The following is a 25,783-nucleotide window of genomic DNA, read 5'->3' on the forward strand; positions in this document are numbered from 1 at the left end:
CTCATGCGCACCCCGCAGGCGTCGTCCGCCGCGCCCCCCAGCGACACCGAGGGGATCATGGAGAGCCATTCCACGTCCGGCGGTCACAGCGTCCGTACGCGTAGCCAGCACCAGCGCCGCAAGCGCATCGTCCAGGCCGCCGCCGCCCTCGCCTCGCGCGGCGGCGTCGAGGCGATGCAGATGCGCACGGTCGCCGAGCGGGCGGGCGTCGCGCTCGGCACCCTCTACCGCTACTTCCCGTCGAAGATGGACCTGGTCGTGGCGGTCGTCGGCGAAGAGATCGACCTGCTGGAGAGCAGCATCGAACGCCGTCCGCCGAGCGCCTCCACCCCGGCGGGCCGCGCGGTCGACGTGCTGATGCGGGCCACCCGTGGCCTCATGCGCGAGCCCGAGCTGGCCGACGCGCTGATCCGGTCACTGATCATGGCCGAGGTGGAGACCCCGTTCGGCGATCGGATGACGGGGCTGCTGCTGCGCGTCTCGGCCGGCCTCACGCGGGATCGGGCCAGTGAGGTGCAGCTCGACCTGGCGGGGTCGCTGTCCAGCGTGTGGGTGCAGGAGCTGCTGGAGATGCTCCGTGGTCGCCGCACATATGAGCAGATCCAGCGCCGCATCGAAATCGCCGCCGCCCGGCTGGTAAACGACCTCTCCACGGCGTAATACTGCTCAAAACCACCTCTATTTTTTACGGCACCGCCTGGCCGGCGCCACCCACCGCACGTGGCTGAGGACCTCCAGGGGGACGGCTTCTGACCCGCACAGGGCTGGGCGCCGTGACGGCGTGTTCTTGGCCGGTGGCGTGGTCGGCCGACAGCCCGCGGCGGTGACTTCGCCCACCGATCTGCGACGCACGGCGGTGACTCCGGCTCACCGGTCTGCGACGCACGGCGTTGGCCTCGCCTCACCGGTCTGCGACGCACGGCGTTGGGCTTGCCTCACCGATTGGCGACGCGCGGTGTTGGCCTTGGCTCACCGATTGGCGGCGTCGACCACAGTCCTGAAGGTGCGGCGATACGTGTGTGGGGACACTCCCAGCGACGCGTGCAGGTGTTGCCTCATTGAGGCTGCTGTGCCGAAGCCCGACTGCTCCGCCACCCGGTCCACCGGCAAATCTGTGGTTTCCAGGAGGTGTCTGGCCAGTTCGATGCGTTGCTGAGTCAGCCATTGGCCGGGGCTCTGGCCTACCTCGTGGCGGAAGTGCCGGGTGAAGGTGCGTCTGCTCATGCCCGCGTGTTCGGCCAGGTCGGCCAGTTGAAGGGGGGTGGACAGGTGTTGGAGGGCCCATGCCCTGGTGGGGGCGGTGCCCGAGGCCGATGGCTCGGGGACCGGGCGTTCGATGTACTGGGCTTGGCCGCCGTCCCGCCACGGGGGGACGATGCAGAGGCGGGCCACCTGGTTGGCGATCTCGCTGCCGTGGTCACGCCGTACCAGGTGCAGGCAGAGGTCCACGCCCGCCGACGCGCCCGCCGAGGTGAGTACGTCGCCGTCGTCCACGAACAGCACATCGGAGTCCATCCGCACCCCCGGGAAGAGGCGGGCGAAGCGCTCGGCGTGCCGCCAGTGGGTGGTGGCCGGGCGGCCGTCGAGGAGGCCCGCGGCGGCCAGGACGAAGGTGGCGATGCAGATCGACACGACCCGGGTGCCCGGACGTACCAAGGAGAGGGCGTCGGGCAGTCCGGGAGGCAGCGACTCCGGGCGGGTGATGTCTGCGAAGCCCTCTGCGGCGGGGATGACGACGGTGTCGGCGGTGGCCAGCGCGCCCGCGTCATGTTCGACGGCGATCGCGTAGTCGGCGGCCGTGGCGACGGGGCCGCCGTCGAGCGTGCAGGTGATCACCTCGTAGAGCGGCTCGTCTCCCGGACCGCGCGCCGCACAGAAGATCCTGGACGGCACGCTCAGCTCGAAAGGGATGACGTTCGGCAGCGCCAGTACGACCACACGATGCATGGCCCGATCTTTACACATCTTGGCCACTGGGCCACTCGCAGACCACTACCCCGGCACAGCAGGCTTGGCGGTATGAAGATGCGCGCAATCAGCCAGGACGCCCTGGGCGGACCAGAAGTGCTGAAGACAGTCGAGGTGGACAGGCCCACGCCGGGGCCGACCGAGGTGCTCGTGCGGGTGCACGCGGCCGGGGTCAACCCCACGGACTGGAAGACCCGGACCAGTGGCGGCCTGAACCGGATGGAACCGCCGTTCGTGCTCGGCTGGGACGTCTCCGGCGTCGTCGAGCAGGTCGGCCTGGGCACGACCATCTACCAGCCCGGCGACGAGGTCTTCGGCATGCTCCGTTACCCGCAGGGCAACGGCGCCTACGCCGAGTACGTGAGCGCCCCAGCCCGGCATTTCGCTCCCAAGCCCCCGAACCTCGACCACACCCAGGCCGCCGCGATCCCGCTCGCCGCGCTGACCGCCTGGCAGGCGCTGGTGGACACCGCGGGGCTGAAGGAGGGCCAGCGGGTGCTCGTGCACGCCGCGGCGGGCGGTGTGGGGCACTTCGCCGTGCAGATCGCCAAGGCACGTGGCGCGTACGTCATCGGCACGGCCAGCGCGGCCAAGCACGAGTTGCTCCGCGACCTCGGCGCCGACGAACTGGTCGACTACCGGAGCGAGGACTTCGCCGAGGTCGTCCGCGACGTCGACGTGGTGGTCGAGACCATCGGCGGCGACTACGGCCAGCGCTCGCTGCGTACCCTGCGCGAGGGCGGCACGATCGTCTCGCTGGCTCTCGGGCTCATGGACGCGGGCCTGCACGCGCGGGCCGCGGAGCGGGGCATCCGGTCGGCGGCCATGCTCGTCGAGCCCGACCACGCCGCGATGAAGGCGCTGGCCGCACTCGCGAAGGCCGGGAAGCTGCGGGCCGTGCTGGCGGCCGTGCTGCCGCTGGCGGACGCGGCCAAGGCACACGAGCTGGGCGAGTCCGACCGTACGACGGGGAAGATCGTCCTCTCCGTACGACAGTAGCCGGTCTTCAGGGACTCATCGGTCTGTCGGTGGCGGAAGCTATACAGGGGGTATGACAGAGAGGCCGTCAAACGAGGATTTCCTCCGGCAGGCTGACGCGCTGCGGCGTGAGTTGCTTGCGCACTGCTACCGCATGCTGGGGTCGGTGCACGACGCCGAGGACCTCGTCCAGGAGACCTACCTGCGCGCGTGGCGCGCCTACGACGGGTTCGAGGGGCGTTCGTCGCTGCGCACCTGGCTCTACCGCATCGCCACGACGGCCTGCCTGACGGCGCTCGACAGCCGGAGCAGGAGGCCGCTGCCGACCGGGCTCGGCGCGCCTGCGTCCGAGGCGACCGGCCCCCTGGTCGAGGGGGACGAGGTGCCGTGGCTGGAGCCCATACCCGACGGGATGGTCGGCGCCGGGGCCGACGATCCCGCCGCCATCGTCACCTCGCGCGACAGCATCCGGCTCGCGCTCATCGCCGCGCTGCAGCACCTGCCGCCCCGGCAGCGGGCGGTGCTGGTCCTGCGCGACGTGCTCAAGTGGCGGGCCGCCGAGGTGGCCGAGGTGCTCGACACCACGACCGTCGCCGTCAACAGCACCCTGCAACGCGCCCGTGCCCAGCTCGACGAGGTGTCGCCGAGCCTCGACGACCCGGTCGAGCCGTTGACGGCCGAGCAGCGGGCCCAGCTCGACCGCTATGTGGCGGCGTTCCAGAATTACGACGTGGCGGGCATCGTGGAGCTGTTCACGAAGGACGCGATCTGGGAGATGCCGCCGTTCACCGGCTGGTATCAGGGTGCCGACAACATCGGCCGGCTCATCGCGACCAACTGCCCCGCGAAGCAGCCCGGCGATCTGCGACTGGTGCCGATCGAGGCGAACGGGCAGCCGGCGTTCGGGATGTACTTCCGGCGCGGCGACGTCTATGAGGCGTTCGGGCTGCCGGTGCTCACGTTCACCGGCTCGCGGGTCAGCCATGTCGCGATGTTCTTCGACCTCGGCCTCTTCGACACCTTCGGGCTGCCCCGCACACTGAGCGGGACTTCCACCGGAAACTAGAACGCGTTACAGTCACGACCAGAGCATCGTTCTGGAGGCGACTGTGGGCACACCGGTGATCGTCGAGGCCGTCCGCACCCCCATCGGCAAGCGCGGCGGCTGGCTGTCCGAACTCAAACCGCAACAGGTGCTGGCCACCGCGCTCAACGGCCTGATCGAGCGGTCCGGGATCGACCCGGCGATCGTCGAGCAGGTCTTCGCCGGGTGCGTGACCCAGGCGGGCGAGCAGGGCGGGCATGTGGGGCGGCACTCCTGGCTGTACGCGGGCCTGCCGTACCAGGCCGGGGTGACCACGGTCGACGCGCAGTGCGGATCGTCGCAGCAGGCCGTGCACCTGGCGGCGGCGATGATCCGGGCCGGCGTGATCGACGTGGGCATCGGGTGCGGTGTCGAGGTGATGAGCCGGGCGCCGCTCGGCAGCAACGTCCTGCCCGCCAAGCCGAAGCCCGACGACTGGAGCATCGACCTGCCCGACCAGTTCACCGCGGCCGAGCGGATCGCGGAGCGGCGCGGGCTGACCCGCGAGCGGCTCGACTGGTTCGGGGCGCGCTCGCAGCAACTGGCCGCCAAGGCGTGGGCTGACGGGCGGTTCGAACGGGAGATCGTGCCCGTCGGGCAGGTACGCAGGGACCAGGGCTTACGCGAGACCACCGTCGACGGGCTCGCCGGGCTCAAGCCGGTGCTGGGCGAGAACGGCAGGCACACCGCGGGCACCTCGTCGCAGATCTCCGACGGCGCCGCCGCGGTGCTGGTGATGGGCGAGGAGACGGCCTCGCGGTACGGCCTGCGGCCCCGGGCACGGATCCTGGCCCAGGCCCTCGTCGGCGCCGAGCCGTACTACCACCTCGACGGGCCGGTGGACGCGACGGCAAAGGTGCTCGCGACGGCCGGGATGGCGATCGGCGACATCGACAGGTTCGAGGTGAACGAGGCGTTCGCGTCGGTCGTGCTGTCGTGGGCGAGCGTGCACGAGCCCGACTTCGACCGCGTCAACGTGAACGGCGGCGCGATCGCGCTCGGCCACCCCGTCGGCGCCACGGGGGCACGGCTGCTCACGACGGCGCTGCACGAGCTCGAGCGCTCCGACTCGACGACCGCGCTGGTCACGATGTGCGCGGGCGGCGCGCTGGCCACGGCCACGATCCTCGAGCGCATCACGTGACACACCCCGCGCGACCGCCCCGCGATCACCCGGCGCACCGTCCACGTCCGCCCCGCGATCACCCGGCGCATCACGCGCGTCCGCTCCACGGTCCTCACGCGTGTCGGGTACGACCGCACCCCGGGAAATCCGGTACCAATCTCACGTTCTTTTCCCGCACACTCGACCGAAGACCAGCAAGCTCAACGGGGGACAGTGGATGAAGACGACCCGGCGCAGGCCGTACGCCGAGCAGCGCCCGCAGGACCTCGGCGGCGGGGTGTGGAGCGTGCCCGTGCCGATCCCCGGTAACCCACTCGGTTACACGCTCGTCTACGCCGTCGACTCCCCCCAGGGCCCCGTGCTGGTGGACGCCGGCTGGAACCACCCGGACGCCTGGGCGGCCCTCAGCGGTGGCCTGCGAACGCTCGGCCTCGACGTGACCGCGGTCAGAGGCGTGGTCGTCACCCACTTCCACCCCGACCACGCCGGGCTGGCCGGACAGGTCAGGGCGGAGTCCGGCGCCTGGATCGCGATGCACGAAGCGGACGCCGCGCTGGTCAGGCTCATGCACAGCTTCGCCGACGGCGAGCACCGCGACTTCCAGGCCGAGATGCTCCGGCGGGCGGGCGCCGGGCAGGAGGACGTGGCGGTCGCGACGGCCGGTCGCCCCGACACGCCCGCACTGCCCGACCGTGAGCTGCGCGACGGTGACCTGGTGGACCTGCCGGGCCGCAAGCTGCGGGCCGTGCACACACCGGGCCACACCCCCGGCCACATCTGCCTGCACCTGGAGGACGCCGACCGCCTCTTCACCGGCGACCACGTCCTCCCCGACATCACCCCCCACGTCGGGATTTATCCCTACGACAGGGACGATGTCGATCCTTTGGGTGATTTCCTGGAGTCCCTGGACCGCGTCGGCGAGTTGGGCCTGCTGGACGCACTGCCCGCCCATGAGTGGATATTTCCAGATGTAGCCGCGCGCGCCGCCGAGATCCGCCACCATCACGAGGAGAAGCTCCAGCGGCTCGGCGCCCTCCTGTCCGAGCGCGCGGAACCGCTGACCATCTGGGAGACCGCCGCGATGATGACCTGGAACCGGCCCTGGGACGACCTGTCCCCCGTACTTCGCGGCATGGCCGCGGGCGAGGCCGCGGCGCATCTGCGCACGCTGGAGGCGCGTGGCGAGATTCGCCGCGTCCCCGGAGTCGATACGGTGCGCTTCCAGGCCCTAGAATCCTAGACATCCGATGTCTAGGGAGAAAAGTGTGGCGGTCACCGACGCAGCCATCGACAAGATCAAGCAGATGATCCTCTCGGGCGAGCTCACGCCCGGCGACCGGCTGCCGAAAGAGGCCGACCTGGCCGAACGCCTCGGCCTGTCGCGCAACTCGCTCCGTGAGGCCGTACGCGCGCTGGCGCTGATCAACGTCCTCGACGTACGGCAGGGTGACGGCACCTATGTCACCAGCCTCGAGCCGCGCCTGCTGCTCGACACCATGTCGTTCGTGCTCGACCTGCACCGTGACGACACGGTGATCCAGTTCTTCGAGGTACGCCGCATCCTGGAGCCCGCGGCGACGGCGATGGCGACCGAGCAGATGACCGACGCGGAGATCGACGAGCTCCGGGTGATCCTGGAGTCGCTGCCCGCCGCGCCCACGGTGGAGGAGTTGGTGGCCAACGACCTCGACTTCCACCACCGGATCGCGCGGGGTTCGGGCAACAGCGTGCTCTGCTCGTTCATCGAGAGCCTGTCCGGGCCGACGACCCGGGCGCGGATCTGGCGCGGGCTGACCCAGGAGGGCGCGATGGAGAAGACGCGGGAGCAGCACACCGCGATCTACGAGGCCATCGCCACCCGCCAGCCCGACGTGGCCCGCTCCTGGGCCACGGTGCACATCGCGGGAGTGGAATCCTGGCTGCGCAAGGCCCTCGACTAGGGGTAGAAACCCTGCGTGCCCGACAAACTGGAGAAATATCGCAGTAAACGCGACGCCAGCCGTACCCCCGAGCCCGTCCCCGGCGCGGCCCCCGAGCCGGGCGACGGCGCGGCGTTCGTGATCCAGGAGCACCACGCCCGCTCCCTGCACTGGGACCTGCGGCTGGAGCGCGACGGCGTGCTCGTCTCGTGGGCGGTCCCCAAGGGGCTGCCCGCCGATCCGAGCACCAACCACCTGGCCGTGCACACCGAGGACCACCCGATGGAGTACCTCGACTTCCACGGCGAGATCCCCAAGGGCGAGTACGGCGGCGGCACGATGACGGTCTGGGACCGCGGCACGTACGAGACGGAGAAGTGGTCCGACCGCGAGGTCAAGGTCGTGCTGCGGGGCTCGCGAGCCTCGGGGCGGTTCGTGCTGTTCCAGACGAACGGCAAGAACTGGATGATCCACCGCATGGACCCGCCCTCCCGCGACCCCCTGCCCCCGCTCGACCCGATGCTCCCGGTCGAACGGACCCGGCTGCCGCGCGACGCGGACGGCCACGCGTTCGAGTTCGCCTGGGGCGGGGAACGCGTGCTGGTGCCGATCGACGGCGGGCGTACTGAGGTGGCGCGGCGCTATCCATGGCTGCGCCCGCTCGCGGCGTCGTTCGGCAGCCGCGCGGCGGTGCTGGACGGTGAGGTGGTCACGCTGTCGGGCGCGGAGGTCCTGGTCTGCTACGACCTCCTCTACGACGACGGCCACTCGCTGGTCGCACTGCCGTACACGGCCCGCCGGGCGGCCCTCGAAGCGCTCGGGCTGGCGTCCGCCCGCTGGCAGACCGCCCCCTCGTGGCCGGGCCAGGCCAAGCCGGTACGGCAGGCGGCTCGCGAACAGGGGTTGCCCGGCGTGCTCGCCAAGCGCCTGGACTCCCCTTACGAGCCGGGCGAGTCGAAGTCCTGGATCTTCGTCCCCACCTAGCGCCGACCGGCGATCTTCATTCCTGCCTGACGCCGACCAGCGATCTTCACCCCCGTAGGGCGCCGACCGGTTCGTCGGGCCTGAAGTGCAGGGCGGGCACGGCGTCCGGCGTGAAGACGTCGTCCAGGCGCCAGCTCGCGTAGCGGTGCTCGCACGGCGGGCCGGACGCGATGGACAGGACGCGCTCGTCGAGGTCCATCACGATCGAGTACACCGTGGTGGACAGGTCGGCCTCCGCGACGTCCGGATCGCGGTGGCGGCAGATCCCGTCGGGGAAGGAGAAATGATCGCGCAGCGCGGCCACGATGTCCTCGACGGTCAGCGCCCGTACCCGGGCCGCGTCCTCCAGCAGGTGGCGGACCCGCGCGGGCCGCAGCAGTGTCAACGCCGAGGCCGCCACCTTCTCATCGTGCAGCGGGAGCGGGCACTGGAAGTGGTTGGAGTGCGCCAGCAGGCCGTCCTCCGGCAACAGGTGCCCGAACACGCCCGGAGCCACCTCCAGATCGATCGCCTCACCTCCGGCGTCGGCGATGAGCACGTTCCCCGAGGAGACGCGGGTGACGTTCAGCGTCCTGCGCAGCGCGGTGCTCATCCGCGGCGCGTTCAGCACCCCGCGCAGCAGATAGTGGTACGGCACGCCCTCGCCCCCGGTGTCCCGGTCGGAGACGAGCAGGTTGGCGCAGACGCCGATGCCCGCGGAGTTCAGACCGCTCTTGGCCAGCATGCCCGCCTCGGCCAGCGTGAGCACCGAGAACCCCTCGGTGTCGCGGGTCGCCAGCAGGAACGTGACGGGTCCCTGCTCGGGGTGCCAGTCCCAGTTCTGCGCGAGCAGGGTGTGGTCGTCGCGCGTGTACTGCGGCAGCACCGCCAGCGAGGTGCAGCCCTCGTCGTGGTAGCCGGTGCCGTAGAGCAGCTCGGTGCGCGCGTTGAGCGCCGTGATGTGCTCGACGCGCCTGCCCGCGCCCTCGGCCAGGCCCTCCAGCATCTCCGCGATCGTCCGGTCGTATTCGCGCGCCACTCTGAGATAGGTGGCGCCCCAGCGCAGCACGTCCGCGTCCGACAGCCCCGCGTCGTCGCGGAACCTGCGCAGGTACGTCGCCAGGCTCCGCTCGACGAGGTCTCTGGTCCTGCGGCCGATCTCGGCCCCCATCTCACGGGGCGTCCCTTCGACGGCGACGAGCGGCGGGCCCGCCGCCGGGTTGGGCTGACCGAACTCGATCATGTTTCCTCCAGTCGTCGGAACACGCTCCGCACCTAGAAGCTGCCCTGGTTGAGCGACCCCATTACCGGACGGTTCAGAATCCGGAATTGGCCAGGGATATGGACGGCAACCGATTGCGTTGTAGGCGGGCGGGCGGCCACTGGCCGTTTCGGGGCTTGCCCTGTTTCCTCGGCGGCAGCCTTGTGGCAGGACGCCCGATCAGGCGAGAGAGCGTGCCGTCGTTCACCAGTTGCGTACGGCCGGAGCGTATCCGGCCGGCTTGTCCCCGACCTTGGCGCCAGGGCTGATCAGCCAGCTCTGATAGTCCGGCGTGAACATCTGGTAGACCGACCGGGGCGGCACCGCGCTCGCCTCGTCGAGCTTCGCGCGCAGCTCGTCCGGCAGCTCGAAGTCGAGGGCGGCCAGGTTCGCGGTCAGCTGACCGGTGCCGCTCGCCCCGGCGATCGCGGCGGCGATCCCGGGCTGGGTGGCGACCCAGTTGACGGCTACCTGTGCCATCGTCACGCCGAGCTCGCCTGCGACACTTTCGAGGGTGGCCAGCAGCCGCCATTCGCGGTCCGTCCGCGAGCCTCCGGCCGCGCCTGCGTCGCCGCTGAGCCGGCCCTCCCCGACCAGGCCCTGGTCGCCGTTCCGGTACTTTCCCGTGAGGAAGCCGCCGCCGAGCGGGCTCCACGCGGTGATGCCCAGGCCGAGGCTCTGCCCCATGGCCACGTGCTCCGTCTCGATCGTCCGGTCGATGAGGGAGTAGGGCAGTTGCAGGGCGACCATCGGCGCCAGGGAGTGGGCCTCGGCGTAGGTCTGGGCGCGGGCCGCGTACCAGCTGGGCACGTCCGACAGGCCGGCGTACCGGATCTTCCCGGCCCGGGTGAGATCGTCGAGGGTCCGTACGACCTCCTCGACCGGGGTGATCCGGTCCCAGGTGTGCATCATGAACAGGTCGATGTAGTCGGTGCGCAGGCGGCGCAGCGACGCCTCGACGGCTCTGATCATGTGTTTGCGGCCGTTGCCGCCCGCGTTCGGATCGCCGGGGTCGACGCTGTTGGTGAACTTGGTCGTGATCACCACCCTGTCGCGTACTTTCGCCTCCGCGACGAGGCCGCCGAGAATCGTCTCGCTCTCGCCGGCGGTGTAGAAGTCGGCGGTGTCGATGAGGTTGCCGCCCGCTTCGAGGTAGCGGCGGAAGATGGGCCGGGCCTCCTCCTCGGTCTTGCCGTAGGAGGCATGAAAACCGCTGGTGCCGAAGTTCATCGTGCCGAGCGCCAGCCGGCTGACGCGCAGCCCGGAGCGTCCCAGCAGGTAGTAGTGGTCCATGGACATGGGGTGTCACTCCGTTCGTGAGCAGCGGGGACGCGCCTTGCGCGCCGCGCCGGTCATCAGCCTGCGAAATCAAAAATGGACTGTCAAGTCCAGAAACCGGAGGCGCCACGCCGAAGCTAGTATGGACTGGTTGGTCCAGTTTCTGGAGGGAGCACATGCGCACGCTGACCCGCAAGGGAGCCGCGACCCGGCAGCGCATCCTTGAAGGCGCGGCCGCGCACATCCGCGAGTACGGCGTGGCCGCCACGACCCTCGACGACGTGCTGGCCAGGACCGCGACGAGCAAGAGCCAGCTGTTCCACTACTTCCCCGGGGGCCGGGAGGAGCTACTGCTCGCCGTGGCCCGCCTCGAAGCCGACCACGTATTGGAGGACCAGCGGCCTCAGCTCGGCGAGCTCACCTCCTGGCCCGCCTGGCGGTCGTGGCGGGACAAGGTCGTCGACCGCTACCGGCGGCAGGGCCGTCTGTGCCCGCTCAACGCGGTCATGTCGCAATTGGGCGGCGCCACACCGGGCGCGCAGGCCGTGGTCACCGAGCTGATGCGGCGCTGGCAGGCCGAGATCGCCACCGGCGTGCGGCACATGCAGGACGCCGGCGAGATCGACCCGGCCCTCGACCCTGACCGGGCCGCGGCCGCCCTGCTCGCCGGCATCCAGGGCGGCGTCCTGATCCAGATGTCGACGGGCGAGACCACTCACCTGGAGGCCGCCCTGGACATGGGCATCGCCCACCTCCGCGCCGGCGCCTGACCGCCTTGGTCAAGACGGGGACGCCGGGCGTACACGTTGTCACCGCCAACCACCGAGCCCGGCGCTTCTACGACCGGCTCGGGTTCCAGCCACTCAACGTTGCCGACGCCGGCCCCCTCACATATCTCGGCCTACCGACTCCCGGCATCCAGAGTCACGACATGCTGCCAAACCGCGGCCAGTGCGTCACGATCAATACGGCCAGCGCGCCATCAGCCTGGCGACCAACGCGCTATGACCTTTGCGACTAAAACGCCATGACTCCTGCGACCAGAACGCCATGATCATGGCGACTATCGCGCCATGATCCGCTCTTCGTGAGATGCTTTAGCCGTGGTCAGCAATGCACTGAACAGGGTCGTTCCTCGTCATGCCGAACGTGCTGTGACCGAGGCTCTGGCGGACACTCGAGTCGTCCTCCTCAACGGAGCTCGCCAGTCCGGCAAGAGCACGTTGGTACGAGTGGTCGCCAAAGACAGAACCGCCGAATGGCGGGACCTCGACACCGCTATCGACCGGCAGGCGGCCACAACAGATCCCGACGGATTCGTGGCGTTCCCGGACCTGATGGTCATCGACGAGATCCAGCGCGTACCCGACCTGCTACTCGCCATCAAGGTCCAAGTCGACCAGGATCCAAGGCCGGGCCGCTATCTCTTGACCGGCTCGTCCCGCGTGCTCGGTCTCCGAGGACTGCCCGACACGCTTCCCGGACGGATGGAGACCATCGAGCTCTGGCCCTTCTCTCAGGGAGAGATCGACGGCACGCCGGACGGTTTCGTGGACGCTATCTTCGCCGAAGGTGCCGAGCTGCATCACACGTCCAAGGTCTCGCGAGGCGACTACGCCGAACGACTCGTCAGGGGCGGTTTCCCCGAGGCTGTCGCTCGGCCGACCGCCAAGCGTAGGCAGCACTTCTTCGACTCATACGTGGGCGACCTGATCGCCCGCGATGTGACCCAACTGGCCGAGATCGAGCGGACTGACGATATGCGGGCTCTGGTTCGCCTAGTTGCGGCCCGCTCCGGTCAGCTCCTGGTCGGCACCGGTCTGAGCAACGAACTCGGCATCTCGGCCAACACCGTCCGCCGCCACCTCGCCCTGTTGGAAGAGGTGTTCCTGATCAAGCGCATCCCCGCGTGGTCGAGGAACATCAGCAGCCGGGCCGTCGGAACGCCCAAAGTCGCCTGTGTCGACTCCGGCATAGCCGCGAACCTGATCGGCGCCGACCCGCGCGGCCTGGTCCGACCAGGCAGCCTGTTCGGCCCCTTGCTGGAGGGGTTTGTCCTGATGGAGCTCGCTCGCCAGCTGACGTGGTCTGCGGAAAGAGTGGAGCTGTTCCACTTCAGGACCAAGGACAAGGTCGAGGTCGACGCGGTTCTCCAGAACCGGCAGGGACGCGTGGTCGGGATCGAGGTGAAGGCCTCGTCAACCGTACGTAGTGAGGATTTCAAGGGATTGAGGCATCTGGCCGACAGGCTCGGTGACGACTTCGTCGCGGGTCTCGTGCTCTACACCGGCGATCGGACCTACTCGTTCGGTGACCGGATGCGAGCGATGCCGGTGAGTGCGTTGTGGGAGATCGGTTAGGGGATAATCCGGGGATGCGTATTTCCGGAATATCACCTGATGGTGAGTCGGTGGGGCCTCGGTTGCTGGCCGTTCAGCATGCCGCTTACGCGATCGAGGCGAAGATCATCGGTGATGATCGCATTCCTCCGTTGAGTGAGACGCTCGAGGAGTTGCGGGCGCAGCCGTTGCGGTGGGCGGGGGCGTTCGATGAGGGTGAGCTGTTGGTGGGGGCCGTCGCCTGGGAGGAGACGGTGGATGAGGTGGACATCAACCGGCTGGTGGTCGATCCCGGGGCGCATCGGCGGGGGGTGGGCCGGGCGCTGGTCGAGGAGGTCATGAACAGGGCGGATGGCCGCAGGATCGTGGTGTCGACCGGCCGGGACAATGCTCCGGCACGGACGTTGTACGAGCGGCTGGGGTTCGTGGGCCTCGACGAGGTGGAGGTGATCCCGGGGCTGTGGATCGCCAACTACGCCTACGGCGGCTGAGCCGACCACCTCGATGGCGACTCAGCCGACGCCGGCTAGCTCGATCGCGGGAGAAGGTCTTCGGCCTCCAGTTCCGACCACAGGTTGTCGGGGACCGGACGATCCCAGAGCGCGGCGTTGGTCGCGACCTCCTCCGGTGAGCGGGCACCGATGACGATGGACGCGACCGCCGAGTGCCGGAGCGGGAAGGCCATGGCCGCCTGCGGGAGCGCCACGTCATACCTCTCGCAGATCTTGGCGATCCGTCTGGCGCGGCCGAGCACCTCGGCGGGGGCGGGCTCGTAGTCGTAGGTGCCCGCGGGGGTGGAGGTGGCCAGCAGGCCGCTGTTGAAGACGCCCGCCGCCAGCACCCGTACGCCCCGGGCGGCGCAGGCGTCGAGCAGCGGGAGCCCCGACTGGTCGAGCAGCGTGTAGCGGCCGGCCAGCATGACCATGTCGATGTCGGTCTCCTGGACGAACCGCAGCGGCACCTTCCACTGGTTCATGCCGATGCCGACCGCGCCGATCACGCCCTGCGAGCGGAGTTCGGCCAGTGCCGGGTACGCCTCGGTGAGCGCCTGGTCGACGTGGTCGTCCGGGTCGTGGATCAGGGCGATGTCGACGCGGTCCAGGCCGAGCCGTTTGAGAGACTCCTCCAGCGATCTCCGTACGCCGTCGCGCGAGAAGTCCCAGACGCGCTCGAACGCAGCCGGTACGTCGAAGCCCTGCTCGTCCCGGCCGCCCCCGCCGGAGGGGACGAGCAGGCGGCCGACCTTGGTCGAGAGCACATAGCCCTGGCGACCGGCGAGCGCGGCGCCGAGGCGGCGTTCCGACAGGCCGACCCCGTAGTGCGGGGCCGTGTCGAACAAGCGCACGCCATGAGCCCAGGCGGCGTCCACGGTCGCGCGCGCCTGCTCGTCGCTGACCGCCTGGTAGAGCCCGGCGATCGGAGCCGCCCCGAAGCCGTGGCGGGGCAACTCGATCACGCCATCACCACCAGCGGCTATCACGTCATCTCCCAGACCAGCGCGAGTCCGCCCGCGCCCTTGTCGAAGTCGCCGTCGAGCAGCCGGTTCATCTGCACCTGCCACGCCTGGTCGGCGGGATCGTCCTTGAGCGCCGCCTGCAGCGCGGCGTAGTCGTCGACCTCGACGAAGTGGAACAGGTCGAGTCCGTCGCGGAAGATGCGCCAGGAGTGCACGCCGTTCGCCCGCATGACCGCTTCCAGGTCGGCGGGGATGCTCGCGTGCTCCCGGTCGTATGTTGCCTCGTAACCCGGTTTGAGCCGGGTACGCAGTGCGATCCGTTCCATCAGTCCTGCGCCTTTCCGCCGGCGATGCGGCTGATGATGAGCGCGATCAGAATGATGCACCCGTAGACAACCGGCTGCCAGAAGCCGGAGACACCTTTGAGCGTGAGGATGTTCTGGACCAGGCCGATCACCAGCACGCCGGTGAGCGCGCCGAGGATCGTGCCCTTGCCGCCGTCCATGCTGACGCCGCCGATGACGGCCGCGGCGAACACCATGAAGATCCAGCCCACGCCCTGGTTGGAGCCGATGGCGCCGAGCCGCCCGGTCTCCAGGACACCGGCCAGCGCCGCCAGCGTGCCACCGAGGATGAAAACGCCCCAGAGCACCCGGTCCACCCGGATGCCCGCCGCCCGCGCCGCGTCGGCGTTGCCGCCGATCGCGTAGAGCGCGCGCCCGAGCCGGAAGTAGGCGAGCCCGGCGATGCCCGCCGCGAACAGCACGGCCGCGATCCAGATCGCCGCGGGTAGGCCGAACCAGGTGGCGCTGCCCAGGTAGAGAATGGATTCGGGCAGCTCGAACAGCGTCTTGCCCTCGGTGGGGCCCAGTTGCAGGCCGTGCACGATGATCAGCATGGCCAGCGTGACGATGAACGCCGACAGCTGAAACTTGATGATCAGGAACCCGTTGAACACCCCGATCGCCGCCCCGACCAGCAGGCAGAGCGGGATCACCAACGGCCCGGGCAGGCCGAGCCCGAACCCGCCGGCCGACGCCGGGATCACCAGCATCACCGCGATCGCCGGGGCCATGCCGACCGTCGACTCCAGCGACAGGTCGAACTTACCGGCGATCAGGATCAGCGCCTCGGCCAGCACCAGCAGCGAGATCGACGCCTGCTGCTGGAGCACGTTCGTCAGGTTGCCGACCGATAAGAAGATCGGGTCAAGGAACGCGCCCACGACGAGCAGGATCAGGATCACCGGCACCAGCGTCAGGTCCCGGAACCTGGCGAGGCGCACCCGAGGGGGCGGCGCGGTCAATGTGGTCACTCTTCGATGCCTTCCATCACGGCCACGAGCTCGTGGTCGGTCCACCCACGCGGCACGTCCTTCACGACCCGGCCGTGGAACATCACCAGCACCCGGTCGCAGATACGCAGGTCGTCGAGCTCGTCGGAGACCAGCACGGCCCCCGCTCCCCGCTCGACCGCGTCCTCGACCGCGCCGAGCAGGGCCTGTTTGGCCTTGACGTCGACGCCCGCGGTCGGGTTGATCACCACCAGCGCGGCCGGGTTGTCGACCAGTGCCCGCGCGAACACCACCTTCTGCGCGTTTCCTCCTGACAGGTCGCCGACGGGCTGGTCGGGCCCCTCGGTCTTGATGTCGAGCTCCTTGATCAGCTGTACGGCCTTGCTCCTGCGTCTCGCCGGTGAGATGACGCCGTACCTGCCGAGCTTGCGGGCGATCGGGAGCGTGCCGTTCTCCCCGACCGACAGCAGGGGGACGAAACCCTCACGGTTGCGGTCCTCGGGCACGAAGCCGAGGCCCGCGCCGAGGGCCGCCGGGACGTCGCCCGGTCTGACCCGGGTGCCGTTGACCGTGACCGTGCCCGAGTCGGGTTTGTGCAGGCCGACCAGGGTCTCGGCCAGACCGACCTTGCCGCTGCTGCCGGACCCGGCCAGGCCGACCACCTCGCCTGTCCTGACGGCCAGATCCACCGCCTGGAAGCGGCCGGCCAGCGACAGGCTCTCTGCCGACAGGACCACGGTGCCGTTCGCCGCGCCGCGGGTCCTGGCCTCGTACACCGTCGTGGCCTCGCCCGTCATCGCCGAGACCAGCTCGTCGTGCGGCAGTGCGGCGACCGGTCTGGTCATGACATGCCGGGCATCGCGGAAGACCGTGACGCTCTGGCAGATCTCGTACACCTCATCGAGGTGGTGGGAAATGTACATCATCGTCACGCCCTGCTCGCGCAGCGCCCGCATGCGGGCGAACAACCGCTCGATGGCCAGGCCGTCCAGCCGGGCGGTCGGTTCGTCGAGGATGATGAACCGCGCGCCGAACGACAGCGCGCGGGCGATCTCCACGAGCTGGCGCTGTTCGACGTTGAGGTCACTCGCGAGTGCCGCCGCATCCACGTCCACCTCGTACGTGCTGAGCAGTTCGCGGGCCTTCGCCCGGAGCGCCCGCCAGTTGATCGGCCCGCCGGTGGTCTGGCGGTTGAGGAACAGGTTCTCGGCCACGGTCAGCGCCGGGATGATCGTCGACTTCTGGTACACACAGGCGACCCGCTGCCGCCAGGCGTCGCGATCGGCGAGGGCGGGCGCCGTCTCTCCCGAGAACAGCACCTCGCCCTCGTCCGGCCGCTGGAGCCCGGTGAGGATCGACACCAGGGTGGACTTTCCCGCGCCGTTCCTGCCGACGAGCGCGTGGGTCTCCCCCTCGGCGATCGTGATGCCCGCGCCGTTCAGCGCGACGGTCGGGCCGAAGCGCTTCACGATATTTCGGGCTTCAATGTGATTTTTCATCACTTGACCTGGTTGCCCCAAAGGCTCTTGTCGTCCACATTGTCCTTCGTGACGAGCGGGGCGGGAAGCTGGTCCTCCAGGCCGTTCGGCAGCTGGATGATCGTGCTGTCGTGGTCGGTCGGTCCAGGCTTGAAGGTCTTGCCGTCGATCGCCGCTTTCGCGTAGTAGAGGGCGTACTTCGCGTACAGGTCGGCGGGCTGTGACACCGTGGCGTCGATCTCGCCCTTGCGGATCGCCTCGAACTCCTGCGGGATGCCGTCGTTCGACACCACGAACACGTGCTTGGCGTCGCCCGGCGGGACGAGCAGGCCCTTCTGCTTCAGCACCTGCAGCGTCGGGGCCAGGTGCACGCCACCGGCATGCATGTAGATCCCCTTGATGTCAGGGTTCTGCTCCAGCCTGGTCTGCAGCATGGACGCGGCCTTGCTGCCCTCCCACTCGGTCGGCTCCTCGAAGACCGTGATCCCGGGGAACTTGCTCTTCATGCACTCGCGGAACGCCTCGGCCCGGTCGCGCCCGTTGATCGAGCTCAGGGAGCCCATCAGTTGAACGACCTTGCCCTTGCCGCCGAGCTTCTCGCCGAGAAACTCGCAGGCCTTCGTCCCGTACGCCCGGTTGTCGGCGCGTACGACCATGTAGACCTGACCCTTGTCCGGCCTGGTGTCGACGGTCACGACGGGGATCTTCTTGTTCGCCAGCGTCTGGAGGGTCGTGGCGATCGCGCCGGTGTCCTGGGGAGCCATGACGATCGCCTTGGCCCCCTGGCCGATCAGCGCCTGAACGTTGTTGACCAGCTTGGTCACGTCGTTCTGCGAGTTGGTGGCGGGCATCAGGTCGACCTTGAGCTCGCTCGCCATCTGCGGGACGTACTTGATGTAGGAGTTCCAGAAGTCGGAGTCGGCGCGCGGGTGGTCGATGCCGATCTTCCCGCCCGCGCCGCCGCCTCCACCTCCCGTCTGACCTCCGGAACCGCACGCGGTGATGACCGCGAGGAGGGCCGCACCTGCGGCTAAAGGACCGAACTTCATGGTGGGGGGTTACCTTCCTCGAATGCCTTGCCTGACCGGCCGTCGAATGCCCTAGTTGACCGGCCGCAGCCGGAGCCCCTGCATGCCGCCGTCGACCGCGAGCGAGGTCCCGGTCGTGGCCCCGGCCTCGGGCCCGGCCAGGTAGGCGATCGCCGCGGCGACCTCCTCCGCGCTGACCAGCCGGCCCATCGGCTGCCTGGCGTTGAGCGCCTCCCGCTCCGCCACCGGGTCGTCGGCCGAGTCGAGCAGCCTGCCGACCCACGGGGTGTCCGCGGTGCCCGGGTTGACGCAGTTGACGCGGATGCCTTCCCGTACGTGATCCGCCGCCATCGCCAGCGTCAGCGACAGGACCGCACCCTTGGTGGCGCTGTAGAGCGCCCGGTTCGGCAGGCCCGCGGTGGCCGCGATCGAGCACGTGTTGACCACCGCCGCGTGCTCCGACTGCCTGAGGTACGGCAAGGCCGCCCGGGTCACGCGGACCATGCCGAAGACGTTGACGTCGAACGCCTTCTGCCACTCGCTGTCCGAGTTGTCCTCGACGGTGCCCTGTGCCCCGATGCCCGCGTTGTTGACCACCACGTCGATGCCGCCGAGCCGCGCGGCCGCCTCGGCCACAGCCGCGCGTACGCCGGCGTCGTCCGTGACGTCCACCTTGATGCCGATGAACGGGTCGCCGGGCGGGTTCAGGTCGAGACAGGCGACCTTCATGCCGCGCTCGGCCAATAACGTGGCGGTTGCCAGGCCGATTCCGGAGCCGCCGCCGGTGACGATCGCTTTGAGACTCATGCGTCCCTCCAGACCTCGCCGCCGGGAAAGCTGTGGGCGGCGATCGATTCGGGGTGCATCGCCGCGCTGAAGCCCGGCGAGCTGGGGGCGGCGTAGCGGCCGTCCTCGATGACCACGGGGTCGACGAAGTGCTCGTGCAGGTGGTCGACGTACTCGATCACCCGGTTCTCCATCGTGCCGCTCACCGCCACGTAGTCGAACATCGACAGGTGCTGCACCAGCTCGCACAGCCCGACGCCGCCGGCGTGCGGGCAGACCGGGATGCCGAACCTGGCCGCGAGCAGCAGGATCGCGATGTTCTCGTTAACACCGCCGACCCGGGCCGAGTCCAGTTGCAGGTACGAGATCGCCTCGGCCTGCAGGAGCTGCTTGAACACGATCCGGTTCTGCACGTGCTCGCCGGTGGCCACCGGGATGGGCTTGATGCCCGCGGCGATGGCGGCGTGGCCCAGCACGTCGTCGGGGCTGGTCGGCTCCTCCACCCAGTGCGGGTTGAACTGCTTGAGAGCGTTCACCCAGTCGATGGCGGCGGGCACGTCCCAGCGCTGGTTGGCGTCGATCGCGATCGGGAAGTCGGCCCCGCACACCTCGCGGGCCACCCGGAAACGTCGGATGTCGTCGTCGAGGTCGGCGCCCACCTTGAGCTTGATCTGGCCGAAGCCCGCGTCGAGCGCCTCTTTGCACAGCCTGCGCAGCTTGTCGTCGTCGTACCCGAGCCAACCCGGAGAGGTGGTGTAGGCGGGGTACCCCGCACGCTTGAGGTGTTCGACCCGCTCCCCCTTCCCCTTTTCAGCCTTTTTCAGGATTTCTAGGGCTTGTTCGGGCGTCAGGACGTCGCTCAGGTAGCGGAAGTCGATGAGATCGATGATCTGCTCGGACGTCATCTCGGACAGCAGCAGCCAGAGCGGCTTGCCCGCCCGCTTCGCTTTCAGATCCCACAGCGCGTTGACCACGGCGGAGATCGCCATGTGCATGACGCCCTTCTCGGGGCCCAGCCAGCGCAGCTGCGAGTCGTAGACCATCTCCTTGTAGAGGGCGCCCAGGTCCTCGACGTCCCGGCCGATCACGTAGGACTCGAGGGCGCTGATCGCCGCGGTCTGCACGTCGTTGCCGCGCCCGATGGTGAACGCGAACCCGTGCCCCGCGTAGCCGTCGTCGGTCTTGAGGACCACGTAGGCGGCGGAGTAGTCGGGGTCGGGGTTCATGGCGTCGGAGCCGTCCAGCTCGCGGGACGTGGGGAAACGGATGTCGTGCGTCTCCAACTCCACGATCCGGTAGCTGTTTCGTTCCTCGGGAGTCGTCATGCCTGGCCCACCGTCTGGCGCTGACGGCCGAGCCCCTCGATCTCCAGCTCCATCACGTCACCCGCCCGCAGGTACGGCTGGCCGGGCATCCCCATGGCCACCCCGGCCGGAGTGCCGGTGTTGATCACGTCACCCGGATCGAGCACCATGAACTGGCTCAGGTACCGGACGATCTCCGCCACGTCGAAGATCATGTTCTTCGTGACGCCGTCCTGACGCACCTCACCGTTCACCGACAGCCGCATGGCCAGGTTCTGCGGGTCGGGTACCTCGTCGGCGGTCACCAGCCACGGCCCGAGCGGATTGAACGTCTCGCACGACTTGCCCTTGTCCCACTGACCGCCCCGCTCCAGCTGGAACTCGCGTTCAGAGACATCGTTGGCCACCGCGTACCCCGCGATGACCTCGCGCGCCTCCTCCCGGCTGCCCAGGTAGCGGGCCTGCTTACCGATGATGACGGCCAGCTCCACCTCCCAGTCTGTCTTCAGGCTGCCCCGCGGCACGAGCACCTCGTCGTACGGGCCGACCATGGTGTTGGTGGCCTTCATGAACACGACCGGCTCCGCCGGGACCTCCGCGCCGGACTCGGCCGCGTGGTCGCTGTAGTTCAGGCCAATACAGACGATCTTGCCTGGCCGCGCGACCGGGGCGCCGACACGGAGCCCTTCGGCCGCGACGACGGGCAGCACATCGCGCTCGAGCGCGTCCCGGACGCGCGCCACTCCCCCGGAAGCGAGGAAAGCCCCATCGATCTCGGGCTCTCCGATGTCGCGCAGGTTACCGGCGCCATCCATCACCACCGGGCGCTCCTGGCCGACAGGTCCTACTCGCAGCAGCTTCACACCGCATCCTTAGGTTATACATCCGATGTATCTAGCCCGATGCTGGTCGGCCTGGGTATGGCCTGTCAAGTCTTCCTGCGCCGATACATCGGATCCGTGAGATCGGGCTGACCAATGAAGCCGCACTACAAACGGTTGCAATGTCCCGCGAAGGTCGGCCCTCACGGACAGGTTAGCGCCATGCTGGCCACAGACATCGGATGGCACCCGGTCCACATGCCGGACTCCTTTCACCTGCACAACGGATACATCCTCGGAGGTCTAGCGCAAACCGCTAGGCGGAGCTGAGGCCGACCCACCCCGCAGCCTTCCCCATCCACCTCCACCACAAGCCTCACTTAACGGGTAAACCTCCCTCAAATACCACCAAACACCCGATGAATCCGCCACTCCCAAGAACGGGCCGCACACTACGGGGCCGGAGCGGGCGCGGGGGCCCGGGCGAGTGGACGGGCGGGCGGGTTGGCATGATCATGGATTAAGTACACAAGGTGAGGCGGGCTCAGGCGCAGCAGAACGCGCGTAGGGTCGTCGTGAGCCGAGTAATGGGGGACCGGGATGATGGCGGGGCGGGCGGTTGACTGAGGCGACGGCGCGTAATAGAACACGTTTCAATAAGGTGCTTAACCAAGCGCTTGATCGTTCCATCGGCCTGAGGTGAGTCCGAGTGCATATTGACCTTGTTGACCAGGACCACTACGCGACCTCCGGCCCGCCACACGAGCAGTTGCGCTGGCTGCGCGCCAACAACCCCGTATACCGGCACGAGGACGAGCCCGACTTCTGGGCGGTCACCCGGTATGAGGACGTCGTACATGTGTCCCGGCACTCGGACCTGTTCTCCTCCGCCAAGAAGCTGGCGCTCTTCAACGAGGTCACCGAGGAGCAGCGGGCGCTGCAGCGGCTGATGATGCTCAACCAGGACCCGCCGGAGCACACAAGGCGGCGGTCGCTGGTCAACCGGGGGTTCACACCGCGCACGATTGGAGCGCTCGAACAGCACATCCGGGACATCTGCGACGACCTTCTCGACAAGTGCTCGGGCGAGGCGGACTTCGTCACCGAGGTGGCGGCCCCGTTGCCGCTCTACGTGATCTGCGAACTGCTCGGCGCCCCGGTCACCGACCGGGACAAGATCTTCAACTGGTCGAACCGCATGATCGGCGCGCAGGACCCCGACTACGCCTCCTCCCCGGACGAGGGCGGCGCGGCGGCCATGGAGGTGTACGCGTACGCCAACCAACTGGCCGCCCAGCGCAGGGCGAACCCGCGCGACGACATCGTCACCAAGCTCATCCAGCCCGACGAGAAGAGCGGCGAGACGCTCGGGGAGGATGAGTTCGACCTGTTCGTCCTCTTGCTGGTGGTCGCCGGGAACGAGACCACCCGCAACGCGGCCTCCGGCGGGATGCTCGCGCTCTTCGAGCATCCCGAGCAGTGGCAGCGGCTCGTGGCGGACCCGGGACTGGCGGGGACGGCGTCCGACGAGATCGTCCGGTGGGTGTCACCGGTGAACCTGTTCCGGCGTACGGCCACGGCGGACACGGTGCTGGGCGGGCAGCAGATCGCCGAGGGCGACAAGGTCGTGGTGTTCTACTCGTCGGCGAACCGGGACACCTCCGTCTTCCCGGATGCCGAGGTGTTCGACATCGGCCGCGACCCGAACCCGCACATCGGGTTCGGGGGCGGCGGGGCGCACTTCTGCCTGGGCAATCACCTGGCGAAGCTGGAGTTGCGGGTGCTGTTCGAGCAACTGGCCCGGCGGTATCCACGGCTGCGGCAGACGGGCGAGGCGCGCCGGTTGCGGTCGAACTTCATCAACGGCATCAAGGAACTGCCGGTCGTCATGGGCTGACCGCCGGCCAGACGTTCGGACCGGGTTTGTGGCTGCGGGGCCGCACTGAACCGGTCCGCCCGGCCTCCGGACTCAGCGGTCGCACATGGCGGCGACGAAGGCGTCGATCAGGTGCTGCCGTTTGCCGGGCACGCCAGTCACGTAGACGGTGGCGGCGCGCCCGGCCTGATCCCGGCCGCTGAACACCGCGGCCCCCGGCATGTCGCCGGCGGCGAAGTAGACGTAGCCGCAGCTCGACTTCATCCGGGCCACGCCGTAGCCGTAGCGGGCGCCCGCGGGCCAGCCTTCCTGCTCGACCTTCACTGACCGGGACATCAACTTACTCAACGGGGCCTTACGCCAGAACCGGTTGAGGTCGTCGGGAGTGGAGACCAGGCCGCCGCTGGGACCGAACTCGTAGGTGGGCAACTGGTCGGTCAGGTCCACCTCACCGCCCCGCGGCTGGCCGGGGTGCACTCCGTAGGTGTGGGCGTGCGGCCCGCGGATGCCGTAGTCGCCCTTGGCCGGCCAGTACGTGTCCAGCATCCCGTACGGCTTGAGGACCAGGTCCCGGCTCGCCTGGCGGAAGTCCTTACCGGTCACCGCGGTCACGATCATGCCGAGGACCAGGTAGTTGGTGTTGGCATAGGCGAAGGAGCCGCGGGGCGTGGGCTTGAGCGTCAGCGCCACCTTCAGGAAGTCCGGGAAGGGTTCCTTCCACTTGATCGCGTTGAGGAACTCGGGCAGGCCGCTGGTCTGCTGCAGCAGCATCCGTACGGTGATCTCTCGACCGTCGATCTCGGCCCCGTCGCCGGTGCCACGCAGCACCCCGGGCAGGTAACGCTCCACCCTCGCGTCCAAGTCGATCTCCCTCTGATCGACCAGCCGCAGCACCGTGGCGGCAATGATCGGCTTGCTCCCGCTGGCAATCCTGAACCGACCCTGGGGGCCGATCATCGCCTTCCCGGTGCCCCGCTCCGCGGTGCCGGAACGCCGGGTCACGCTCGCGCCGCCCGGACTCCGCATCTGGCTCAACGCGCCCGCCATACCGTCCTCGGTGGTGAGCAGGTCAAGGCGGGACTGCGGCGAGGGCGTTGCGGCGGCGAAAGCGGGAGCGACAGGGGCGAGAACCAGACAACTGGCGACCGCAGCAGCGAGCAATTTCTTCATGCCTCCAATGTCGCGGGAAGATCACTCAGGATCAGTCACGCCCGCCTGCCTGTTGGGGTGGGGCCTTCCCTACCATCGAGGCGACCGCCAAGCCGCAACCGGCCGAGATCATCAGACGAAACTCCCGCGATCAAGCACTCACTCGAGATTCGGTACGTGGACCCGCTGTGCCGGGGTCGTGTTCGGCCGGGGACGCTCGGGTGTAGCGGGCAGCCAAGCCAGGGCGAGGATGAGGCCAAGGAGGCCGAGGCCGCCGCTGGTGGCCAGGACGAGGTCCAGGCCATGGACGAAGGCAGAGCGGACCGTATCTTCCGAGGCTGCGGAGCCGGCAGATCGTGCGGCGGCCAGTCCCGCGAAGACGCTCTCGCGTGCTTCCTCCGGCACTGCGGCGCGATAGGCGGACGTCAAGATCGAGCCCAGCACCGCCGCGCCGAAGCTGCCGCCCAGGGTACGGATGGACTGATTCACCGCGGCGCCGACGCCGGCGTTGCCGGGCGACAGAGCGCCCAGCGCCGCGTCCATGACCGTGGGCAGGACGCAGCCGAGCCCGAGGCCGTACATGGCCGTCCACGCGGCCGCCCACACGGTGCCGCTGCCCGTACCGGTGGTGGCCCCCCAGAACAGGCCCCCGCTGAGCAGAACGAACCCCAGGCCGACCGCGAGCTTGGGACTGATCATCCTGCTCAGCCTGCCTGCCGCCGTCATCCCGATGAGCATCCCGGCGATGAGCGGCAACAGGCGCAAGCTGCTGCCCATCGCGTCCGTGCCCAGGTTCGCCCGGAAGTACTGCGGCAGCGCGAACAGAACGCCGAACATGGTGAAGTTGGCGAGCGTGGCCAGCGCGGTGCCGACGGTGAAGCGCGCATTGGCGAACAGCGCAAAGTCCACCAGCGGCTCGCCGGCCCGTCGTTCCCAGAGCACGAACAGCACCAACGCGGCCATTCCTGCGAGGATCGGTCCGAGCACGGCGGCGTCGGTCCAGCCTCGCTCACCGATTTCGATGAGGCCGTAGGTCAACGCCGTCAGCGCCGCGCTCGACAGCACCATGCCGCCCACGTCGATCCGCCTGCCGCGCTCCCGCTGCGATTCGGACAGGCAGGCTGCGACCGCGAGGAACGCCAGGACGACCACAGGGATATTGATCAGGAAGACCGAGCCCCACCAGAAGTGGTCCAGCAGCCAGCCGCCCAGGAGCGGGCCGATGGGAAAGGCCAGCATCGAGGCGCCCGCCAGCGTTCCGATCGCCTTCGGCCGCTCCTTGGCGGTGAACATCGTCGGGATCAGCGCCAGCATCGTGGGCATGATGAGCGCCGCTCCCAGGCCGAGCATGGCCCGCGCCGCGATGAAGATACCGGTCGAGGGCGCGTAGGCGGCGGCCAGCGAGCTGACGCCGAAGATGACCAGCGCCAGCAGAAGCGTCCTCTTGCGGCCGAAGCGGTCGCCGAGCGCTCCCGCCGGGATCATGCCGGCGGCGAGCACCAGCGTGTAGACGGTGACGAACCACTGCAGTTGGGCGCTGTCGGCGTGCAGGCTCTCGGCCATGCTCGGCAGCGCCAGATTCAGGATGGTCACGTCGAAACCCACGGCCAGCGAGGTGAGCACGAGCGCGGTGAGCGCCCACCATCTGCGTGGGTCGGGTTGGTGCGACATG

Annotated in this window: 24 protein-coding genes; 11 read left to right on the top strand and 13 right to left on the bottom strand. The window is 69.0% G+C overall.

The window, feature by feature from the left end; translation table 11 throughout:
- The first annotated feature begins 57 nt into the window (after positions 1-57).
- The gene (locus KLK06_RS35640) at positions 58-660 is read left to right on the top strand and encodes a TetR family transcriptional regulator (RefSeq protein ID WP_250906565.1); all 603 of its coding nucleotides are present in this window, start codon (positions 58-60) and stop codon (positions 658-660) included.
- A gap of 309 nt (positions 661-969) precedes the next feature.
- Here KLK06_RS35640 and KLK06_RS35645 read toward each other — a convergent pair whose 3' ends face one another.
- Positions 970-1,947 carry a GlxA family transcriptional regulator gene (locus tag KLK06_RS35645; RefSeq protein ID WP_214640017.1) on the bottom strand — a complete coding sequence of 326 codons (978 nt, stop codon included), beginning with the start codon at positions 1,945-1,947 and terminating at the stop codon, positions 970-972.
- Between the two features lie 78 nt (positions 1,948-2,025).
- Between KLK06_RS35645 and KLK06_RS35650 the strand changes: the two genes are divergently transcribed.
- From KLK06_RS35650 to KLK06_RS35675, 6 genes are all read left to right on the top strand, one after another.
- Positions 2,026-2,967 (top strand): NADP-dependent oxidoreductase, encoded by a 942-nt coding sequence (locus KLK06_RS35650; protein ID WP_214640194.1) that lies wholly within the window; start codon positions 2,026-2,028, stop codon positions 2,965-2,967.
- Positions 2,968-3,019: 52 nt separating this feature from the next.
- Positions 3,020-4,012, top strand: a complete 993-nt coding sequence (locus KLK06_RS35655; RefSeq protein ID WP_214640018.1) for a sigma-70 family RNA polymerase sigma factor — start codon at positions 3,020-3,022, stop codon at positions 4,010-4,012.
- A 43-nt stretch (positions 4,013-4,055) separates the two neighbouring features.
- The gene (locus KLK06_RS35660) at positions 4,056-5,174 is read left to right on the top strand and encodes a steroid 3-ketoacyl-CoA thiolase (RefSeq protein WP_214640019.1); all 1,119 of its coding nucleotides are present in this window, start codon (positions 4,056-4,058) and stop codon (positions 5,172-5,174) included.
- Positions 5,175-5,373: 199 nt separating this feature from the next.
- Complete coding sequence (locus KLK06_RS35665; RefSeq protein ID WP_214640020.1) at positions 5,374-6,399, top strand: MBL fold metallo-hydrolase; 1,026 nt, start codon at positions 5,374-5,376, stop codon at positions 6,397-6,399.
- 25 nt (positions 6,400-6,424) lie between these two features.
- A complete protein-coding gene (locus KLK06_RS35670) occupies positions 6,425-7,099 on the top strand; it encodes a FadR/GntR family transcriptional regulator (RefSeq protein WP_214640021.1) in 675 nt (224 codons plus the stop codon).
- 15 nt (positions 7,100-7,114) lie between these two features.
- Positions 7,115-8,062 (top strand): DNA polymerase ligase N-terminal domain-containing protein, encoded by a 948-nt coding sequence (locus tag KLK06_RS35675; protein ID WP_214640022.1) that lies wholly within the window; start codon positions 7,115-7,117, stop codon positions 8,060-8,062.
- A 46-nt stretch (positions 8,063-8,108) separates the two neighbouring features.
- Here KLK06_RS35675 and KLK06_RS35680 read toward each other — a convergent pair whose 3' ends face one another.
- Both KLK06_RS35680 and KLK06_RS35685 read right to left on the bottom strand, forming a co-directional pair.
- On the bottom strand, positions 8,109-9,284 hold the full coding sequence (locus KLK06_RS35680; RefSeq protein ID WP_214640023.1) for a C45 family peptidase: 1,176 nt from the start codon (positions 9,282-9,284) through the stop codon (positions 8,109-8,111).
- A gap of 222 nt (positions 9,285-9,506) precedes the next feature.
- Positions 9,507-10,601 carry an aldo/keto reductase gene (locus tag KLK06_RS35685; protein WP_214640024.1) on the bottom strand — a complete coding sequence of 365 codons (1,095 nt, stop codon included), beginning with the start codon at positions 10,599-10,601 and terminating at the stop codon, positions 9,507-9,509.
- A 155-nt stretch (positions 10,602-10,756) separates the two neighbouring features.
- Between KLK06_RS35685 and KLK06_RS35690 the strand changes: the two genes are divergently transcribed.
- From KLK06_RS35690 to KLK06_RS35700, 3 genes are all read left to right on the top strand, one after another.
- Entirely contained in the window at positions 10,757-11,350 is a 594-nt protein-coding gene (locus tag KLK06_RS35690) for a TetR/AcrR family transcriptional regulator (RefSeq protein ID WP_214640025.1), read from the top strand.
- A 384-nt stretch (positions 11,351-11,734) separates the two neighbouring features.
- Positions 11,735-12,940 (top strand): ATP-binding protein, encoded by a 1,206-nt coding sequence (locus tag KLK06_RS35695; protein WP_308168596.1) that lies wholly within the window; start codon positions 11,735-11,737, stop codon positions 12,938-12,940.
- Between the two features lie 131 nt (positions 12,941-13,071).
- On the top strand, positions 13,072-13,410 hold the full coding sequence (locus KLK06_RS35700; RefSeq protein ID WP_214640027.1) for an N-acetyltransferase: 339 nt from the start codon (positions 13,072-13,074) through the stop codon (positions 13,408-13,410).
- A 35-nt stretch (positions 13,411-13,445) separates the two neighbouring features.
- Here the strand turns inward: KLK06_RS35700 and KLK06_RS35705 are convergent, their stop codons facing one another.
- The 8 genes from KLK06_RS35705 to KLK06_RS35740 are packed head-to-tail and all read right to left on the bottom strand — an operon-like array spanning position 13,446 to position 21,128.
- The gene (locus tag KLK06_RS35705; RefSeq protein WP_214640028.1) at positions 13,446-14,375 is read right to left on the bottom strand and encodes an aldo/keto reductase; all 930 of its coding nucleotides are present in this window, start codon (positions 14,373-14,375) and stop codon (positions 13,446-13,448) included.
- Between the two features lie 20 nt (positions 14,376-14,395).
- Positions 14,396-14,701 carry an L-rhamnose mutarotase gene (locus tag KLK06_RS35710; protein WP_214640029.1) on the bottom strand — a complete coding sequence of 102 codons (306 nt, stop codon included), beginning with the start codon at positions 14,699-14,701 and terminating at the stop codon, positions 14,396-14,398.
- Complete coding sequence (locus KLK06_RS35715) at positions 14,701-15,690, bottom strand: ABC transporter permease (RefSeq protein ID WP_308168597.1); 990 nt, start codon at positions 15,688-15,690, stop codon at positions 14,701-14,703. Before KLK06_RS35715 ends, KLK06_RS35710 begins: the two co-directional genes overlap by 1 nt.
- Positions 15,687-17,168 (bottom strand): sugar ABC transporter ATP-binding protein, encoded by a 1,482-nt coding sequence (locus KLK06_RS35720; RefSeq protein ID WP_214640030.1) that lies wholly within the window; start codon positions 17,166-17,168, stop codon positions 15,687-15,689. The genes KLK06_RS35715 and KLK06_RS35720 overlap by 4 nt, the downstream gene beginning before the upstream one ends.
- Positions 17,168-18,196: a sugar ABC transporter substrate-binding protein gene (locus tag KLK06_RS35725; RefSeq protein ID WP_214640031.1), complete on the bottom strand. Its 1,029-nt coding sequence runs from the start codon at positions 18,194-18,196 to the stop codon at positions 17,168-17,170. Before KLK06_RS35725 ends, KLK06_RS35720 begins: the two co-directional genes overlap by 1 nt.
- A 51-nt stretch (positions 18,197-18,247) precedes the next feature.
- On the bottom strand, positions 18,248-18,982 hold the full coding sequence (locus KLK06_RS35730) for an SDR family NAD(P)-dependent oxidoreductase (protein WP_214640032.1): 735 nt from the start codon (positions 18,980-18,982) through the stop codon (positions 18,248-18,250).
- Positions 18,979-20,286 carry an L-fuconate dehydratase gene (locus tag KLK06_RS35735; protein ID WP_214640033.1) on the bottom strand — a complete coding sequence of 436 codons (1,308 nt, stop codon included), beginning with the start codon at positions 20,284-20,286 and terminating at the stop codon, positions 18,979-18,981. The genes KLK06_RS35730 and KLK06_RS35735 overlap by 4 nt, the downstream gene beginning before the upstream one ends.
- Positions 20,283-21,128, bottom strand: a complete 846-nt coding sequence (locus KLK06_RS35740; RefSeq protein ID WP_214640034.1) for a fumarylacetoacetate hydrolase family protein — start codon at positions 21,126-21,128, stop codon at positions 20,283-20,285. The genes KLK06_RS35735 and KLK06_RS35740 overlap by 4 nt, the downstream gene beginning before the upstream one ends.
- A 667-nt stretch (positions 21,129-21,795) precedes the next feature.
- On the opposite strand from KLK06_RS35740, the gene KLK06_RS35745 reads away from it, so the two are divergent.
- On the top strand, positions 21,796-22,983 hold the full coding sequence (locus KLK06_RS35745; RefSeq protein ID WP_214640035.1) for a cytochrome P450: 1,188 nt from the start codon (positions 21,796-21,798) through the stop codon (positions 22,981-22,983).
- A 72-nt stretch (positions 22,984-23,055) separates the two neighbouring features.
- Here KLK06_RS35745 and KLK06_RS35750 read toward each other — a convergent pair whose 3' ends face one another.
- Both KLK06_RS35750 and KLK06_RS35755 read right to left on the bottom strand, forming a co-directional pair.
- On the bottom strand, positions 23,056-24,132 hold the full coding sequence (locus KLK06_RS35750) for a serine hydrolase (protein ID WP_214640036.1): 1,077 nt from the start codon (positions 24,130-24,132) through the stop codon (positions 23,056-23,058).
- A 138-nt stretch (positions 24,133-24,270) separates the two neighbouring features.
- Positions 24,271-25,782, bottom strand: a complete 1,512-nt coding sequence (locus KLK06_RS35755) for a DHA2 family efflux MFS transporter permease subunit (protein ID WP_214640037.1) — start codon at positions 25,780-25,782, stop codon at positions 24,271-24,273.
- Position 25,783 lies beyond the last annotated feature (1 nt).

This window comes from Nonomuraea sp. NEAU-A123, assembly GCF_018603905.1.
Classification (GTDB): domain Bacteria; phylum Actinomycetota; class Actinomycetes; order Streptosporangiales; family Streptosporangiaceae; genus Nonomuraea.

Bases quoted from the DNA above. Each gene is read 5' to 3' on its own strand.
- KLK06_RS35640 (WP_250906565.1), top strand. From the start codon at position 58: ATGGAGAGCCATTCCACGTCCGGCGGTCACAGCGTCCGTACGCGTAGC.
- KLK06_RS35645 (WP_214640017.1), bottom strand. From the start codon at position 1,947: ATGCATCGTGTGGTCGTACTGGCGCTGCCGAACGTCATCCCTTTCGAG.
- KLK06_RS35650 (WP_214640194.1), top strand. From the start codon at position 2,026: ATGCGCGCAATCAGCCAGGACGCCCTGGGCGGACCAGAAGTGCTGAAG.
- KLK06_RS35655 (WP_214640018.1), top strand. From the start codon at position 3,020: ATGACAGAGAGGCCGTCAAACGAGGATTTCCTCCGGCAGGCTGACGCG.
- KLK06_RS35665 (WP_214640020.1), top strand. From the start codon at position 5,374: ATGAAGACGACCCGGCGCAGGCCGTACGCCGAGCAGCGCCCGCAGGAC.
- KLK06_RS35680 (WP_214640023.1), bottom strand. From the start codon at position 9,284: ATGATCGAGTTCGGTCAGCCCAACCCGGCGGCGGGCCCGCCGCTCGTC.
- KLK06_RS35685 (WP_214640024.1), bottom strand. From the start codon at position 10,601: ATGTCCATGGACCACTACTACCTGCTGGGACGCTCCGGGCTGCGCGTC.
- KLK06_RS35690 (WP_214640025.1), top strand. From the start codon at position 10,757: ATGCGCACGCTGACCCGCAAGGGAGCCGCGACCCGGCAGCGCATCCTT.
- KLK06_RS35710 (WP_214640029.1), bottom strand. From the start codon at position 14,701: ATGGAACGGATCGCACTGCGTACCCGGCTCAAACCGGGTTACGAGGCA.
- KLK06_RS35720 (WP_214640030.1), bottom strand. From the start codon at position 17,168: ATGAAAAATCACATTGAAGCCCGAAATATCGTGAAGCGCTTCGGCCCG.
- KLK06_RS35725 (WP_214640031.1), bottom strand. From the start codon at position 18,196: ATGAAGTTCGGTCCTTTAGCCGCAGGTGCGGCCCTCCTCGCGGTCATC.
- KLK06_RS35730 (WP_214640032.1), bottom strand. From the start codon at position 18,982: ATGAGTCTCAAAGCGATCGTCACCGGCGGCGGCTCCGGAATCGGCCTG.
- KLK06_RS35735 (WP_214640033.1), bottom strand. From the start codon at position 20,286: ATGACGACTCCCGAGGAACGAAACAGCTACCGGATCGTGGAGTTGGAG.
- KLK06_RS35750 (WP_214640036.1), bottom strand. From the start codon at position 24,132: ATGAAGAAATTGCTCGCTGCTGCGGTCGCCAGTTGTCTGGTTCTCGCC.
- KLK06_RS35755 (WP_214640037.1), bottom strand. From the start codon at position 25,782: ATGTCGCACCAACCCGACCCACGCAGATGGTGGGCGCTCACCGCGCTC.